This window comes from Microbulbifer mixtoriginis (SeqCode), from assembly GCF_052466695.1.
The window spans coordinates 2,298,273-2,312,653 of the sequence record NZ_CP174285.1 but is presented as its reverse complement, the minus strand read 5'-3'; the positions used below and the strand labels follow the sequence as shown (position 1 = coordinate 2,312,653).

At 43.6% G+C, this 14,381-nt stretch carries 11 protein-coding genes; 5 read left to right on the top strand and 6 right to left on the bottom strand.

All coding sequences use genetic code 11. From position 1 onward, the window contains the following. Nucleotides 1-396: 396 nt before the first annotated feature. Nucleotides 397-1,686, bottom strand: a complete 1,290-nt coding sequence (locus tag ACJJI0_RS10300; RefSeq protein ID WP_444885799.1) for a CAP domain-containing protein — start codon at nucleotides 1,684-1,686, stop codon at nucleotides 397-399. An 837-nt stretch (nucleotides 1,687-2,523) separates the two neighbouring features. Here ACJJI0_RS10300 and ACJJI0_RS10295 point away from each other — a divergent pair. Then, on the top strand, nucleotides 2,524-3,390 hold the full coding sequence (locus ACJJI0_RS10295) for a hypothetical protein (protein WP_444885798.1): 867 nt from the start codon (nucleotides 2,524-2,526) through the stop codon (nucleotides 3,388-3,390). Nucleotides 3,391-3,506: 116 nt separating this feature from the next. Then, on the top strand, nucleotides 3,507-4,307 hold the full coding sequence (locus ACJJI0_RS10290) for a fatty acid desaturase family protein (RefSeq protein ID WP_444885797.1): 801 nt from the start codon (nucleotides 3,507-3,509) through the stop codon (nucleotides 4,305-4,307). Nucleotides 4,308-4,347: 40 nt separating this feature from the next. Here the strand turns inward: ACJJI0_RS10290 and ACJJI0_RS10285 are convergent, their stop codons facing one another. Further along, on the bottom strand, nucleotides 4,348-5,250 hold the full coding sequence (locus ACJJI0_RS10285; RefSeq protein ID WP_444885796.1) for a LysR family transcriptional regulator ArgP: 903 nt from the start codon (nucleotides 5,248-5,250) through the stop codon (nucleotides 4,348-4,350). A 101-nt stretch (nucleotides 5,251-5,351) separates the two neighbouring features. Between ACJJI0_RS10285 and ACJJI0_RS10280 the strand changes: the two genes are divergently transcribed. Then, nucleotides 5,352-5,990, top strand: a complete 639-nt coding sequence (locus tag ACJJI0_RS10280) for a LysE/ArgO family amino acid transporter (RefSeq protein WP_252084900.1) — start codon at nucleotides 5,352-5,354, stop codon at nucleotides 5,988-5,990. 142 nt (nucleotides 5,991-6,132) lie between these two features. On the opposite strand, the gene ACJJI0_RS10275 is transcribed toward ACJJI0_RS10280, so the two are convergent. After that, a complete protein-coding gene (locus tag ACJJI0_RS10275) occupies nucleotides 6,133-7,224 on the bottom strand; it encodes an acyltransferase family protein (RefSeq protein WP_444885795.1) in 1,092 nt (363 codons plus the stop codon). Between the two features lie 312 nt (nucleotides 7,225-7,536). Next, nucleotides 7,537-8,421, bottom strand: coding sequence for a DUF4396 domain-containing protein (locus ACJJI0_RS10270; RefSeq protein ID WP_444885794.1), 885 nt, complete (start codon nucleotides 8,419-8,421; stop codon nucleotides 7,537-7,539). 490 nt (nucleotides 8,422-8,911) lie between these two features. On the opposite strand from ACJJI0_RS10270, the gene ACJJI0_RS10265 reads away from it, so the two are divergent. Continuing rightward, nucleotides 8,912-9,562 (top strand): class I SAM-dependent methyltransferase, encoded by a 651-nt coding sequence (locus ACJJI0_RS10265; RefSeq protein ID WP_444885793.1) that lies wholly within the window; start codon nucleotides 8,912-8,914, stop codon nucleotides 9,560-9,562. Between the two features lie 207 nt (nucleotides 9,563-9,769). Here ACJJI0_RS10265 and ACJJI0_RS10260 read toward each other — a convergent pair whose 3' ends face one another. Beyond that, complete coding sequence (locus tag ACJJI0_RS10260) at nucleotides 9,770-10,795, bottom strand: patatin-like phospholipase family protein (RefSeq protein WP_444885792.1); 1,026 nt, start codon at nucleotides 10,793-10,795, stop codon at nucleotides 9,770-9,772. Between the two features lie 461 nt (nucleotides 10,796-11,256). On the opposite strand from ACJJI0_RS10260, the gene ACJJI0_RS10255 reads away from it, so the two are divergent. Continuing rightward, on the top strand, nucleotides 11,257-13,203 hold the full coding sequence (locus ACJJI0_RS10255) for an aconitate hydratase (RefSeq protein WP_444885791.1): 1,947 nt from the start codon (nucleotides 11,257-11,259) through the stop codon (nucleotides 13,201-13,203). Between the two features lie 72 nt (nucleotides 13,204-13,275). Here the strand turns inward: ACJJI0_RS10255 and ACJJI0_RS10250 are convergent, their stop codons facing one another. Then, the gene (locus ACJJI0_RS10250) at nucleotides 13,276-14,220 is read right to left on the bottom strand and encodes an alpha/beta fold hydrolase (protein WP_444885790.1); all 945 of its coding nucleotides are present in this window, start codon (nucleotides 14,218-14,220) and stop codon (nucleotides 13,276-13,278) included. Between the last annotated feature and the right edge of the window lie 161 nt (nucleotides 14,221-14,381).

Sequence of the window (14,381 nt, the reverse complement as noted above, 5' to 3'; positions counted from 1 at the left end):
CTTTCTCAAATGGATGGCCTCCTCCCATGGCATAGGCTGGAAGCCCATATAGCTCCCTCTTACCCATCGGATAAGGAGAATCTACCGTATTCTTCAGAGATCCTTTAGAGCCGCCATAAAGAGTTCTGACTATGGAAAAGCTAAAACTATGGTCCTCTATGACAGATAAAATAGTTATTAGTAGTTAGAGATCGGTGAGTTAATAAGTCATATCATCAAGGTACGCATTGAGCCAATTTATATTGGCTGCAATTTTTATTACGAAGAACAACTCTTGAGACTCTTACTAGGGCCTGCCTACACTCATTATTCTAACTACGATAATTGAAGTAGGTAGACCCTAATAGCCTTCTTGGTCCCTTGAGTCATCAAGTGCTATATTAGGACCTTGTAAACTTAATCAATAATTACATCCAGAAATGCTGGCTGACTTCTTTGATCAGCATGATCCACAGCAATTATTTTATATCTATAATTTTTTTCCTGACCTAAATCAGAGTCACTGTAGGTCAAGTGGCGAGTTTTACCTACAAACTCCTCATCTCGGAAAATCTTATAGTGATGTGTGCCACCATTTTTAATGGCTTCATTCCATGATAATATTACTTTTCCTTCAGAGTATTTATATTTGAACCCTGTTACCTGGGGGGGAACACCCTCATTATCGTAAAAGCTACAAGGTACTATATCTCTGCCCAAGCCATCGGTACACTGATCTACATTCTTGTTTCTTTTTTCTGAGGCATTCCAATCTTTGGCTATCCCTCCTGTACACATGTTATCAACACAGTAGGGAAGGTCGTAGTTTTGGCACGTTCTACAGGTTTCATATCCCCAGCCATTGGTGAAAGGAATACGTCGGCTCTTATCTAATGAGGGGAAGTAATTACATACCACCACATGTGCGCCATCGTTATAGGCAGGGTTACTAGAACCAATAATGCTATCGCATTCCGCTACAGCACAGCCAACATAACGGGTTTCTCCATGGCATACCTGGGCCCAATGGCCACATGTTTCCGCATGACAGAATTCATTATCCCAGTCATACCCATAGCTTTCATCATACCAAGATTTAACTGAGCCGGCCCAGGTCTCGGCAGCATACTGCGATGCCGGTGGATTAAAAATATTAATTGAAACATTTTCTCCGATTTCAATACTGCCAGCGGGCAATACAAAAGATACTTCACCTTTAACTTTTTCAAATGCCTCTCTAATACCGGTTGCCTCATTTAAGTGACCAAAATAGCAGGCTGATGCTCTTTCTTTGGCCATTTTTGCCAAAGCATCATCCCAAAAAAGGGTCTGCATATTACCGGCAGATTCTGGGCCGTTACCTTCTCCAGATTCACCCTTCGCGCATCTCTCCCGGTACTCATTGTGAGTGTCTAACATGATACGTTTTTGTTCCAAAGAGAGTTCAAAGGAACCATCTTCACCGGGATCGGGATCGGGATCGGGATCGGGATCGGGATCGGGATCGGGATCGGGATCGGGATCAGGGTCGGGATCAGGGTCGGGATCAGGGTCGGAATCAGGACTGGGATTTTGGTTCATCCCTCCATCATCACTAACCTCAGGAGTGCCTTTATTGTCATTGTCGGAACCACCCCCGCCACCTGAACAGGCAGCCAGGAGGGCGGATAAACAGATAGCTGTTATTAGTTTGAAGGAATCATTCATATCAGACCCACTTTACACGTTGTACTTTTATAAAATCGAGCGAATTATAGAGAGGCATTTCCGTTATTCTGTGAAGCGTGACATGTATTTTATTGCAATATGATTGATGGTTTATGGACTGTTGAGAAGGTAAATTAATTAGTGAAAAATTTATTTATTTTTCGTTTTTTAATCTTGATGCTTGATTTTTGTAATAGTGGAAAGTGAAACAGCATGATATTTATTGAATGACGCCCTAGAGTAAGTTTACTTTAAATAGCCCGGATTTCTCTTGAGGCTGTTGGGCCGGAATCTCAAGGTGAGTTGTAGCTGCGATTAAAACAAATATGGACTAATAGCGATCACTCAGTAAAAGTTTCAGTCGGTTTTCAATGAAAGTTGCTCCAGATCTTCGGTAGGTTGATTTTAATCAATGGTCATATGTTAAGCGCCAGCTTGTCATTAGAGGCTTGATTGATGTCTTCTTGTTTTAAAAAGATTTTCGTAAAGTCAATTGAGTTTAATTAATTTTAGTCTTGCCATTTTGGGAGGTGCTAATTGATTGGTTAATATATTTTGTTTGGTTGGTCGTTTATATAGGTGGCCTCTTTTTGTGTAAATTGGATCAACAATTAAAGGTGTTCAGTGGTGGTAAGCGATTTGTATAGTGCTTGTCTAAGTAGGGTGTGGGGGAATGTGTCATTCTATGGGTATGTTTAGGGTGTTTTATTAATCGCAATGCTATTAGGTGGCAATAAGTGAGAGTTCGAGCTGAATGCCTTTAGTAATCTCCAGGTAATGTTTATGTTGATTTAAATGACTTTTTTCTAAAGTCAAAATTACAAAGTGTTGTGTGTTATGTCTGGTTCTGTAATATTACACAAAAGGTATCTCAGGATTAATGACGTAATATTCACTATGTATCAGTTTACCTATGAGCCTACCCCCAAAAATATTCTATTGGATTTGATGGGGGTTAATAAGCGACATGAACTGGCAACCAGTCAACTGGGTTTCATATCTGATGCATTTGATGTTTCCACAAATAATTTACGGGTGACACTTAATAGATTGGTGGGCACCGGCCTGATCACTCAAAATCGGCGTGGTATCTACAGTTTGACAGAAAAAGCACTGTCCAAACGCGCTTTTATAAACCGTTGGAAAAACAATACCTTTCTATACGATAACTGGGATTTTAGGTGGATAGCCTGCCACCTACCTAAAAGAGCAGCACGTGCAGTTCGTAAGAAATCATTAATAGTACTTGAGTGGTATGGATTTGCCGAAGGTCTGGATCACCTGCTGGTGCGACCCAATAATCTCACACTGAGTCATGCAAAATTAACCGACATGCTGATTACACTAGGTCTCGAAACCAATGCGCACTGCTTTGTCTTGCAGGATGTATCGGACACACTGGTTAATCAATGGGGACACGATTTGTGGGATATTGAACGTTTAGATCGAGAGTATGATGCCTTGATAGATGCTCTTGAGAGCAGTCTTACAAACCTGGCATCAAAGCCTGCCAAAGCTTCGTTATCTGAAACATGCCGCTTGGGTGGCGAGGCTATCCATCGTTTAGCGACTGACCCTTTACTACCAAAAGTAATCAGGCCACAAAATAAATACCAGGAACTAAAAAATATTGTACGCAAGTATGACCGTACAGGTCGCAATATTTGGTTGGAACAATTGCAGAAGTTAGGCGTTGACACATAATCACAAAATGGTGACTTGCAATGAATATCCCCCTTAGTAAAGAAGAGGTTAAGCCGTTCCTACAGCGCAGTGATGCCAAGGCCTGGTGGATAGTGGTCAGTACTTGGCTCGGTATAATGGGAATTTTTACCATAGCAGCGTTATTGCCACACTGGGCAATTTATATTGTTGCAGTATTTTTACTTGCTGGGCGGCAGCAGGCCCTGGCAGCCATTATGCACGAAACTGGTCATAAAACACTTTTCGCAACTCGAGCCTATAACAATTTTGTTTGTAAATGGTTGTCTTCACCGTTTTTGTTAATGGATGGAGAAACCTATATAAAAAGTCATATGATGCATCACCGCAAAGCCGGTACAGATCAAGATCCAGACCTGCAAAACTATAAGGATTATCCTGTCAGTAAAAAGAGTTTGGTTAGGAAGTTTTCCAGAGATTTTTTGGGGTTAACTGGTTTAAAAGCGAATTTATATTTATTTTTGAGTGGACGAGACTTACTAAGCCGTAAAAAGCGAGTGAATTTTCAGTTAACCCGAGGTTTATTCGTTAATAGTGTAATGTTTGCCATACTGTGGGCTTTTGGTGTCCCGCAGTTATATCTATTGTGGATTGTGGCTTATCTTACCGTGTATATGGCTATTATTCGGATGCGTCAGATCGCCGAACACGCTGGGGTCAAAGATCTTTACCACTTGGAACCAAAATACAATACGCGTTCGGTGCCTAGGGGTATTTTAGGGCTTCTGTTTGTCAGTCCCACAGAAGGTTTGAGTTACCACTGTGAACATCATGCCTACATGGCGGTGCCCACATATAACCTCAGGGCGTTGCATAAGTTGCTAAAGGATCGTGGTTATTACGATGATGTTGAGCTGGCCAGTAACTACTTCGGTGTTTTGAAACAGGTAGTGAGATGAGGCGTAGCTAAGGTCAAGTATTTATTTGCACCAGTGCTGCTTACTGGTGCAATGCTTTATGAGCATACTCAGCCAAAGTATGCGTGATTTCTTTAATTAACTTGGATTTCAAATTCCAAACATGCCAGTACAAGGGGATTTTCAGATGCTGATCTGGAGTCAGCTTGATCAGTTTCTCTTGTCTTAACAAATCCTCCACTTGTATATCTGGTGCCATTCCCCAGCCCAAGCCCAATGTCAGAAAATTGAGGAATCCCTTAGAAGAGGGGATTTCGTGAGACGGGTATTGGCCGGCCTCTATTCCCCAAAACTGCTTTAAGTATCGGCTTTGCAGCTGGTCCTTATAGTTGAATTCAACTGCAGGGGCATAGCGAAATTCATCCACATCGACTGGGTCCGAGAAGTAGTGTGCCTTAAAAGCCGGAGTGCATACCGGGTAGTAAGCCATGTGTCCCAATAGAATGGACTGGCAGCCCTGTAGGTTACTGGTTACCGAACTAATACAGCCAATGACTTCTCCGTTCTTGAGCAGCTCCAAGGTGGCTTCCTGGTCATCGACTTTCAAGTCAACAAGTAGGTGGTGGGAACGAATGATAGGGGTCACGGCTTTAAGGAACCAAGTGTCCAGGCTATCCGAGTTAAGGGCGATACGCACCTTATTTTGGTTGCTATAACGGGTTTTACTGCCCTCTGGGTCTATGTCTGCTAGCAGCTCGTGTTGCAAAAGGTGCATCTGTTGGAAATAACCCAGCACTTTAAGACCGGCTTCAGTAGGGCGCAGTGGTGTTGATCGGATGAGTAGGGCCTGCCCGACTTGTCCCTCAAGCGCTTTGATTCGCTGGGATACTGCAGATTGACTGACGTGAAGCAAAGCGGCGGCCTTATCAAAACTCTGCTCCTCTACCACGAAAGCAAAGGCCTGAAGCTGTTTGAGATCTAACATAAGATATTCTTATGAGGTATCAATATAATTAAATTTACTTATTCTAGCTCGCCTCTTAATCTCCCGCCACTTTCCGACCCGCACACCGCGGGCAGACCCCAATGACCACAGGAGGCAACGTGATTTCGGGTTTGCTGCTAGCCCCTCTGACTAAGGGCTTTATCACTACTATCAGCTTGATTATGGCAATTGGCGCGCAGAATGCTTATCTATTGACGCAGAGTATTCGCCGTCAGTACCACTACAGTATCGCTGCGCTGTGTGTTCTGATGGATATTGTCCTGATCACCAGTGGTGTCTACCTGGTATCACACTTGGCCCAAGCAGAAGGAAACTGGATGGTCTGGTTGACCTGGTTGGGCGTGGCCTTCCTGATTGGCTATGGTGCTATGGCGTTTCGTTCAGCTTTTACCAATAAGGGGCTAGAGGATAAGAAAGAGTGGGTTAAATCCAGGCGCTCTGCCTTGATTACCGCTGTGGCGCTTACCCTGTTAAACCCCCATGCTTATGTGGATACGGTTGTCTTGATTGGCTCGGTCGGTGCCCAGTACGCAGGAGAAGGTACTTTATTCTTTGTGATTGGCGCTTGCAGTGCCTCGGTGCTTTGGTTTGCGCTGTTATCGGTTGGTGGCAGTATGATGCAGCCGCTGTTTAAGAACCCAAAAACCTGGCGCGTGCTGGATGTATTGGTGGGTATTATGATGTGGTCGATTGCTGCCAGCCTTCTCTGGGCACAGTAGTAAGTTCACTTAATAAGGAGTGGTGGCAGGTAAATTTTATTGGCTCACTGCTCTGATGCATACATGCCTGGGTAAAACACGTTTATCCAGGCATTTCTCAATACCCTCAAGTTAAAAAACACTAACTGGTGGCAGCTTCCTCTTAGGCAATGGCCATCTCTTTATTTTCTGTGTTTCTGGTTAAGTGGCGACCCATATTGATAGCCGGCTTCTCAATCAGCTTGTACACCAAAGTTCCCAGGGCAATACTCACAAGAGTCGTGGCCAACATATAGACCTCTACAGAATAAGCAGAAAATGACTGTGCCCACGACTGCTGTATGGTCCAATTCAGCCCACGCATCACAATGGGGTGGAATAGATAAACGGAATAACTGATGGTTCCCAATGCTACCAGATTGCGCCATGGCCTAAAGGGTACTAGCAGAACTACAAAGAAAATAGCCAAAGCAATGAGATGCGGTAGGGCAAAGCGCAAAGGATCTTCGGTGACCGGTTTACCGAGGAAATAAAGAAACAAAACCATCAGCGGAATAGAGAAGGTGCCTGCTACTGCGAGAATGGCATACCAGTAGTTTTTCTTACGCACATAACTATGTCGGATCAAGGTTCCGCAGAACATAACGGCGATACAGAAAGGAATATAAGTAATGGTGGGAGCCATCTCTGGCAGCTTAATGGGTAATTGTTCCAATAATTGCCAACCTATAAATAGGGATAACCCTCCCCAACAGAAGAGTAGTAGGACTAAGGGGTTAGCAAGTTGCCGTTTGGCAAAAATCAATGCACATAAGCAGTAAAAAATTAATTCAACTGTCAAGGTCCAGTAAAGCCCTTGCACATTATCAAACCCCATTAACCCCTGTAGCATGGTTGTGTTTGCGACAATAGTGGCTGCAGGATACATCCAGTCGCTGATAAGCCAAGTTAGGCCAAGTGCCATAAATAGCGATGTCCAGTAGGCTGGATACAGACGGAAGAAACGGCGAATGGCAAAGTTCTTTAAAGAGCTTTGAGCACTAGAGAGGCTAAAAGGAATAACAAAGCCCGAAATTAAAAAGAAACAGATTACCCCTATTCGGCCAAAATCTAGTTGGTTCACAAACTCAGCCAGCTCGGTGCCATGTTGGGCGATACTGGAATTACGAATAAAAACTTCACTACTGTGTTGCCAAACAACAAGAATTGCTGCAAGCCCCCGCAGTGCATCAAGGTTAAGTAAACGGCTATTCATAGATTTGCTGTATTCCTTTAATCAGCAGAGGAAAACCCATAGGTTTTAGAATTTATTTCGCTGCTACGGGCAAGCTTGAAATGCTATAAATAGCATTTAAGGCGAGCCGTAATTAAGTACAATGATAAGCCTTTACAAGGCAATTTATACTTAAAATCAGGTCAGGGAAATGAGCCTTATTGCTTAAAGCGAACGGTTCTTAGCTTCCAAAGGACACTGATGAATGAACCGAATCCTACCATAATTCCTCGAATCAGAGGATAATTCAATCTTACTTGCTGATCTTTTCGAGACTGATTATTAAATAAACAGTCAAAACTTCAACGGCACAAACTGATTAGTCACTAGTATCGCAAATAAGAGAAACAGAAAAGTTCCCGCTACCCAAAAACTGGATGCAATAAAAGGCAATGTTTGCATTGTCATGGTATGCCCCTCATGTTCGGATTGTGAATCATGGGTGGATGAGGGGATTGGCTGGCTATTCTTGATATCAGGATCAGTTTCCGGTGAACAGAACCCTAGACAGGGCGCAGGACCATCCAGTCCTGGTAGGGTCATGCATCCATGTTTTAGGTGGTTTTTTACCAGCCAGTAGTTGATGGGATAAGCGATAAAGCCACCGACAATGCTTGCAAGGCTCATTCGAAACCAAAATGTGGCATTGGTGGGATCTTCCGATTCTGGCCACACTGAAGCCAGAATCACCATGGTAGGAATCATTCCCCCCATTACCATATTCATAGAAACCGTTTCAGCAAAAAATGTCTTGCGCACCGCTTTCAAATAGTTGCCCTGGTACATACCCAGCATCATCAACGCCTGAAAAATGAACAGCCCGCAAATGAAGCCAGCAATATACTCAATGGTGGCATCCCAGCCATTGGTGAGTCCAAAGAAGGGTACAATGGATGCGGCAATAACAATACCGGTGGCATCACCGGCCAGGCAGTGCATCTCACTATTGACACTCTGTTTCCAAGTGGCGCGCGTAAATGCATCGTGACCACCGGGAAAGGGGCGCCGGCAAGTCAGTAAATACAGAATCAGCCCAACAACACCTGTATATACAACAACCAGTATCCACGCCATGCGCTGTACCCAGCTGGTCGGCGCGTTGGTGATAGAATCCCAAACGACAAAGGCCACACTTATAGCCGCGAAAATAAACCAGACAAGCATAGCGCCATTTAGCATGCCAGATTCTCTTTAAAGATTGTGCCGGTATCTAGTAGTTTAATTGATAGGTGCTGGTTTTTGAGAATCCGGGTGAGCATTAGCTACTATCTACCCACCGCTACATAGTTGTATATGTACGTACTTTTGCTGCGCTATGGCGCATGCAGGTGGAATACCTTTAGTCTTAATTTTTATTCGACATTTAAAACTTCCTGATGAACTCGCTTAACGTTATATATTGAAATTGCTTAGGGTGATCTATTTTGAACTCTAGGGCTTTCCATAAAAGTATTTGGTTGTTTTTGGTGTATTTAGATAAATTTAATGATGAGCTTTATAAGCTAAGCAATAAAAGATAGTAAATTCTTTGTGGCGGCTAAACACTAAGGCAAAACCACCTCGAGAGGACTATTTTTAATCTCTGAATGAATGTCAATTTGTAAGTATCATAAATAATATATTTTGGATATTAATATACATTTTATGATAAATACTAAATGGAGATACAATGTCTAAAGATCCTCAACTAGTCGCCGAACAACTAAGGAAGCCATCTGGCGCCTTAGCTTCAGATACTGCACTGCAGATGAATAAGGCCAATAAAGCAACGAACCTGGCCGCACTAGAATTACTTTGTGTGGTGGATCATGACCATATTCTTGAGATTGGGCCTGGCAATGGTAAATTTGCAGTCGATGTACTTCGAAAAGGTTCCAGCATTCGCTATACCGGAATTGATTGGTCTAGTGAAATGGTAGCGAGCGCGAAAACTCTCAACTCTAAACACATTGAATCGGGACAGATGGACTTTAAGGTTGGAACCTCGGAGAGGTTACCGTTTGCTGACAGTCAATTCGAGAAGGTGATTACTGTCCACACCATCTACTTTTGGGAATCTATTAAAACGCATTTGTCTGAAATACGCAGAGTATTGGTGCCTGAAGGAAAGTTTTGCTTAGCTTTTGGTGATAAGTCCTTTATGCAGAATTTGTCATTTACATCGTTTGGGTTTCAGCTTTTTGATGAAAGCGATATTCGGACTCAATTAATTGAAGCTGGCTTTAGGGTTCTATGCTGTGAAAGGCATATTGAATATGGAGAGAGTAATACCGGAGATCGAGTAGAAAAGTTAATAAACATTGTTTTATGTGAGGCCTGAACAAAGGATCATATGAGTTTAACAAGCTTAGTGTTGCTACCGATTGTTTCTGGTGTTATTTCAATTAAAAATACCGTATGAAAGCTCAAGAACAGATATGGTTTGAGTATTGGTAAACTCTATAGAAAGTTTTTAATGTGTGGTATCTGTTTGACGAGATGCTTGAATGATTAATTGTTAATATAGCTAATTTGATGTTGATAGGTATCAGTATCTTTGCACATATTGATGGTTATCTTGTGTATTTGTCAGTGTCCGAGCAATGTCATCTAATAACTTATCATAGTACTTTGCATTTCTTTCACCAGACTTCTTCAGTTTTTTCAAATTTTTGGGAGATGCATCATCTAATGCAGAATTCGCATCATAGAGATCTGGCTGAATTCGGTAGTACTTTGTGTTTTCTACGGTTGATGAAATTTGTTTCAGGTAATAATGGGTCATTTGAGCTCCGCCACTTAATGCAATATCTATAGCTGGCCTTGCCCAGTTGAAAATACCCCAATTTTTCGTTTCTTTGTATTTGTAACTTGTTAGCTGCTTACCAGTACCAAGAGACACAATAATCATATCCTTGATCCCACTCACACCGCTAAACTTAATGGCTTCTGAGTAAGCACATAAAGCGGGGTCACTGGCAACCATACCACCGTCTACCAGGATATATTTTTTGTTAATTGGCGATAGTGAGTAAATACGTGCGGGTTCAAAGTAGGTTGGTGCGGCGGTGCTGCCTCGTAGTAAATCTCTAACTAGAAAGTCTTCATTTCTCACTAATGCGCAGTGTTGCCTAAAGATAACTTGCTCGCGCTTTTTAATGTCATAGGAAATAAAACAGGTGGGTTTTAATAGTTCACTAAGCTTTGTTTTTCCAAAATATTTCTTCAATATCTTTTCTAGTTCATGTGTAGAGTATTTTTCTTCCTTGAGTAGTCTCAGCTTATCCAGGTAAGGCCAGATTCCACCATTAAATACCTTGTCTCCTTCTTTAAAATAAATATTAACGGCTTCCTGGGCTGAAAATTTTGGCCTTCCCTCTTCATTAGGGAAAATATAGGCCGCGCCTAATACGGCGCCAGTGCTTGTTCCTGCAATGAGGTCAAAAAAATCTCCTATTCTGGCGTCGGGGTTGCCTGATTGCACTTTTAGCTTATGTTCAAGAGAGACCAATATTTCACCGGGCAGTATGCCTCTTATTCCCCCTCCATCAATAGATAGGATTCGGATTGCCACTGTTAACTCTCCCTGGATTCATTCATTGAGTGCAATTGTAGAAAGATAGCACTAGGCTAAATGGTTTATGCCTTAAATGTGAGCGGTGATTAATGGATGTAAAAATAAGTTTCTGGTATTAAAAAATACATGTTGAGCAGTACGGCCGTATTCATAAAATGAATAAGTTAATTTTAAAGAAAATTCACATAAGCACTGGGCGTGAGTTTTGTTGGGTTTGATCACTGGTTTGTCAAAAGGAAAAAGAGAAGGCCATTTTTAATGGCATATTGAGGCTAGCGTGTTTTCGAATTGTCTAGGATCTTAGGTTGTCGGCCCGGCGCTTAATTAATCATGCCAATACAGAAGGGCACTTAGACACACATAGTAACTATCTTGACCCGGACTACAATGAATCAGGTTCAAGAGGCGCCGAAAGTGGAGCTTCTCAGATTAAGGAAATTTGCTCAAGGGTACCCACTATGGCTATGAACCTCGCACAGAAACTGATTAAGAGTCATCTCGTGAGCGGTTCATTGGAACCCGGTAGCCCAATAGAGATAAAGATTGACCAGACGCTGGCTCAGGATGGTACTGGCACTCTGGTGATGTTAGAGCTAGAGGCGCTTGGTTTATCACAAATCAAAACTGAGCTTTCCGCACAGTATGTAGACCACAATCTTCTACAGACGGACTTCAAAAATGCGGATGATCACTTGTTCCTGCAAAGCGCCTGTCGCAAGTTTGGACTTTGGTTTTCACGTCCTGGAAACGGTGTAAGCCACCCGGTACATATGGCTTGCTTTGATGTTCCCGGAAAGACGCTACTTGGCGCCGATAGCCATACCTGTGCAGCCGGCTCTATGGGTATGCTGGCCATTGGTGCTGGTGGTCTACAGGTGGCCATGGCTATAGCTGGCGTTCCCTTCGCGCTGAAAATGCCGAAAGTGCTCGGCGTAAAGCTTGAGGGTGAACTGCCTCCCTGGGTCAGTGCCAAGGACATCATCCTGGAAATGTTGCGTCGGCAAACGGTCAAGGGGTGTGTGAATAAGATTGTCGAGTACCACGGCCCAGGCCTCACCAATCTTACTGCTATGGACCGCCATGTAATCGCCAATATGGGGCAGGAGATGGGTACCACGGCCAGTGTCTTTCCTGCCGATGACGCTGTGAAGGCCTTCCTCAAACAACAGCATCGGGAAAGCGATTATGTAGAAATGAAAGCCGACGAGGGTGCGAGCTATGACGAAGAAGATACCATTAATTTATCTGATCTTGAGCCGCTGATCGCCTGCCCATCCAGTCCAGACAAAGTGGTAACCGTACGTGAAGTGGCTGGTCGCCCTATTTACCAGAGCTATATTGGCTCTTCTGCTAACCCTGGGCTGAGGGATTTCGCCATACCAGCGCGTATCGTCGCAGGTCGTCGATTAGCCGATGATGTCTCTTTTGATATCAACCCAACCTCGCGCCAATTGCTCGAGGAGCTTAGCCGGAGTGGCGATCTCACAAAACTACTTGAAGTGGGTGCGCGCTTGCACCAAACAGGTTGTGGCGGTTGTATCGGTATGGGGCAGGCTCCGGCCACTGGCCGTATCAGCCTACGTACTGTGCCACGTAATTTTCCCGGTCGATCCGGCACAGCAGATGACCAAGTCTATTTATGCAGCCCTGAAACCGCCACTGCTAGTGCGCTGAAGGGCGTGATCACCGATCCTCGTGATCTGGACATGGACTATCCCAGCTTTAGTGAGCCGGAATATCTGCCAGATATAAGACCTTTACTTCAGCCACCACAAGAAATCCCCGTAGCCGTTGAGCTGATTAAAGGTCCGAATATCAAACCGTTGCCAAACTTTGAAAAGCTTCCAAATACCTTAACGGGTCCGCTATTACTGAAAGCGGGTGACAACGTTTCGACAGATGAAATACTGCCTGCTGGAGCGGAGATTTTACCTTTACGTTCAAATATCCCCGCCATTAGTCGCTATACATTTTCCCGTATTGATGAAAACTTTTACCAGCGGGCGATAAAATTGAATGGTGACTGTTTTGTTGTTGGTGGTGAAAATTATGGGCAAGGCTCCAGCCGTGAACATGCAGCGGTATCATCACGATTTCTTGGGGTAAGGTGCATAATTGCAAAAAGCATGGCTCGTATCCATCGCCGTAATCTCATTAACTTTGGTGTTCTGCCACTACTTTTTGAGAGCTTTGATGATTACGATCGACTGGAGCAGGATTCAATCCTTGAGATTGACAAGCCAATAGCACAACTGAAATCAAACAATTCTGTAAAGCTTTTGATTAAGTCATCCGGCGAGAGTATTAATCTGCGCAGTGACTTGTCAGCAGATGAAATCGAAGTGCTAGAGGCTGGTGGCATGATTAATCAAGTACGAGAAAAGTATCTGAGTAACGAGAAATAGTGGGTTTTAGTGTACCCGTAAATTACTCAAATGCTTTAATTAAATACTTTTTATATCGAATAGCCTTTTACGCTAAGTGGTATCCTGTTTTTCTAACCACTTTAGAATGATCTGATTTGTCTCTTCCGGTTTTTCCTGTTGAATCCAATGGCCGCAGTTGAGACTGACTATATCAACATTGGGAACGAACTCTTTTAAGTTTGGAGCCTTAGGGATCAAGTCTCGATCGCCGTAAATCATAAGTGCTGGCTTTTGGATGGTTGGCTCTACATCTGCCAAGATCTGCCAATTTCGGTCAAGGTTTCTATACCAATTAATACTGCTCATGAACCCTGTTTTCTCAAATGCGGAAACAAAAACAGCCAGTTCGCTATCACTCATTAAGGGCTCGCCAAGTGGCGCCTCTGCTTTGGCGAGATCGATCATCATCATTCCAGGCTCTGGTGGTGCTGGAGGTACGTTCTTGCGGAATATATTGCGAAGGAATTGTGAAGTATTTGCATCTAACACAGTGTCCGCGATGCCTGGCTGTCGGTTAAAGTGAACGATGTAATAGTCGCTTCCTAGGAATTCCTCCATAAACTCGACCCAAGGCTTTTCTGTGCGAGCCTGGTAGGGTAGGGCCATATTTATAACTTTGTTGACCCGGTTTGGATGTAATAGCGCAAGCCCCCAAACTACCATTGCGCCCCAATCATGGCCGACAAAGGTGGCATCTTTGTATCCGTAGTGATCAAGAAGTGCGACGAGGTCACCCGACAAGTTTTCAATGCCATAGTCAGTTATATCGGCAGGACGGGATGAATTGCCATAACCACGCTGGTTTGGAACGATAACATGGTAGCCGGCTGCGGCAAGTACAGGCAGCTGGTGGCGCCAAGAATAGGCATGCTCTGGCCAGCCGTGACAAAGCACAATAGGTTTTCCCGTATTCTGTTGACCTGCTTCAAAGACTTCTAACTCAACACCGTTGACTGGAATAAGAGTGGGCTTGGGGAATTCGGTTAGATTAAACAATGTATTTCTCCTTTTTTGAGGCTCAACAATGCCTTATTTGCCGGACAGCCCCTTTTCTTCGACTTGGGGCTACGGATGTGCGTTGCAATTTCAGAACTCCTTTGCTGAAAAGAACAGACATAGGCTAAAATCAAATAGTGCCAAATAATGTCACCATTTAA

Excerpts from the sequence above, each read along its gene's own strand:
- ACJJI0_RS10300 (WP_444885799.1), bottom strand. The coding sequence starts at position 1,686 with ATGAATGATTCCTTCAAACTAATAACAGCTATCTGTTTATCCGCCCTC.
- ACJJI0_RS10295 (WP_444885798.1), top strand. The coding sequence starts at position 2,524 with ATGTCTGGTTCTGTAATATTACACAAAAGGTATCTCAGGATTAATGAC.
- ACJJI0_RS10290 (WP_444885797.1), top strand. The coding sequence starts at position 3,507 with ATGGGAATTTTTACCATAGCAGCGTTATTGCCACACTGGGCAATTTAT.
- ACJJI0_RS10285 (WP_444885796.1), bottom strand. The coding sequence starts at position 5,250 with ATGTTAGATCTCAAACAGCTTCAGGCCTTTGCTTTCGTGGTAGAGGAG.
- ACJJI0_RS10280 (WP_252084900.1), top strand. The coding sequence starts at position 5,352 with ATGACCACAGGAGGCAACGTGATTTCGGGTTTGCTGCTAGCCCCTCTG.
- ACJJI0_RS10275 (WP_444885795.1), bottom strand. The coding sequence starts at position 7,224 with ATGAATAGCCGTTTACTTAACCTTGATGCACTGCGGGGGCTTGCAGCA.
- ACJJI0_RS10270 (WP_444885794.1), bottom strand. The coding sequence starts at position 8,421 with ATGCTAAATGGCGCTATGCTTGTCTGGTTTATTTTCGCGGCTATAAGT.
- ACJJI0_RS10265 (WP_444885793.1), top strand. The coding sequence starts at position 8,912 with ATGTCTAAAGATCCTCAACTAGTCGCCGAACAACTAAGGAAGCCATCT.
- ACJJI0_RS10255 (WP_444885791.1), top strand. The coding sequence starts at position 11,257 with ATGGCTATGAACCTCGCACAGAAACTGATTAAGAGTCATCTCGTGAGC.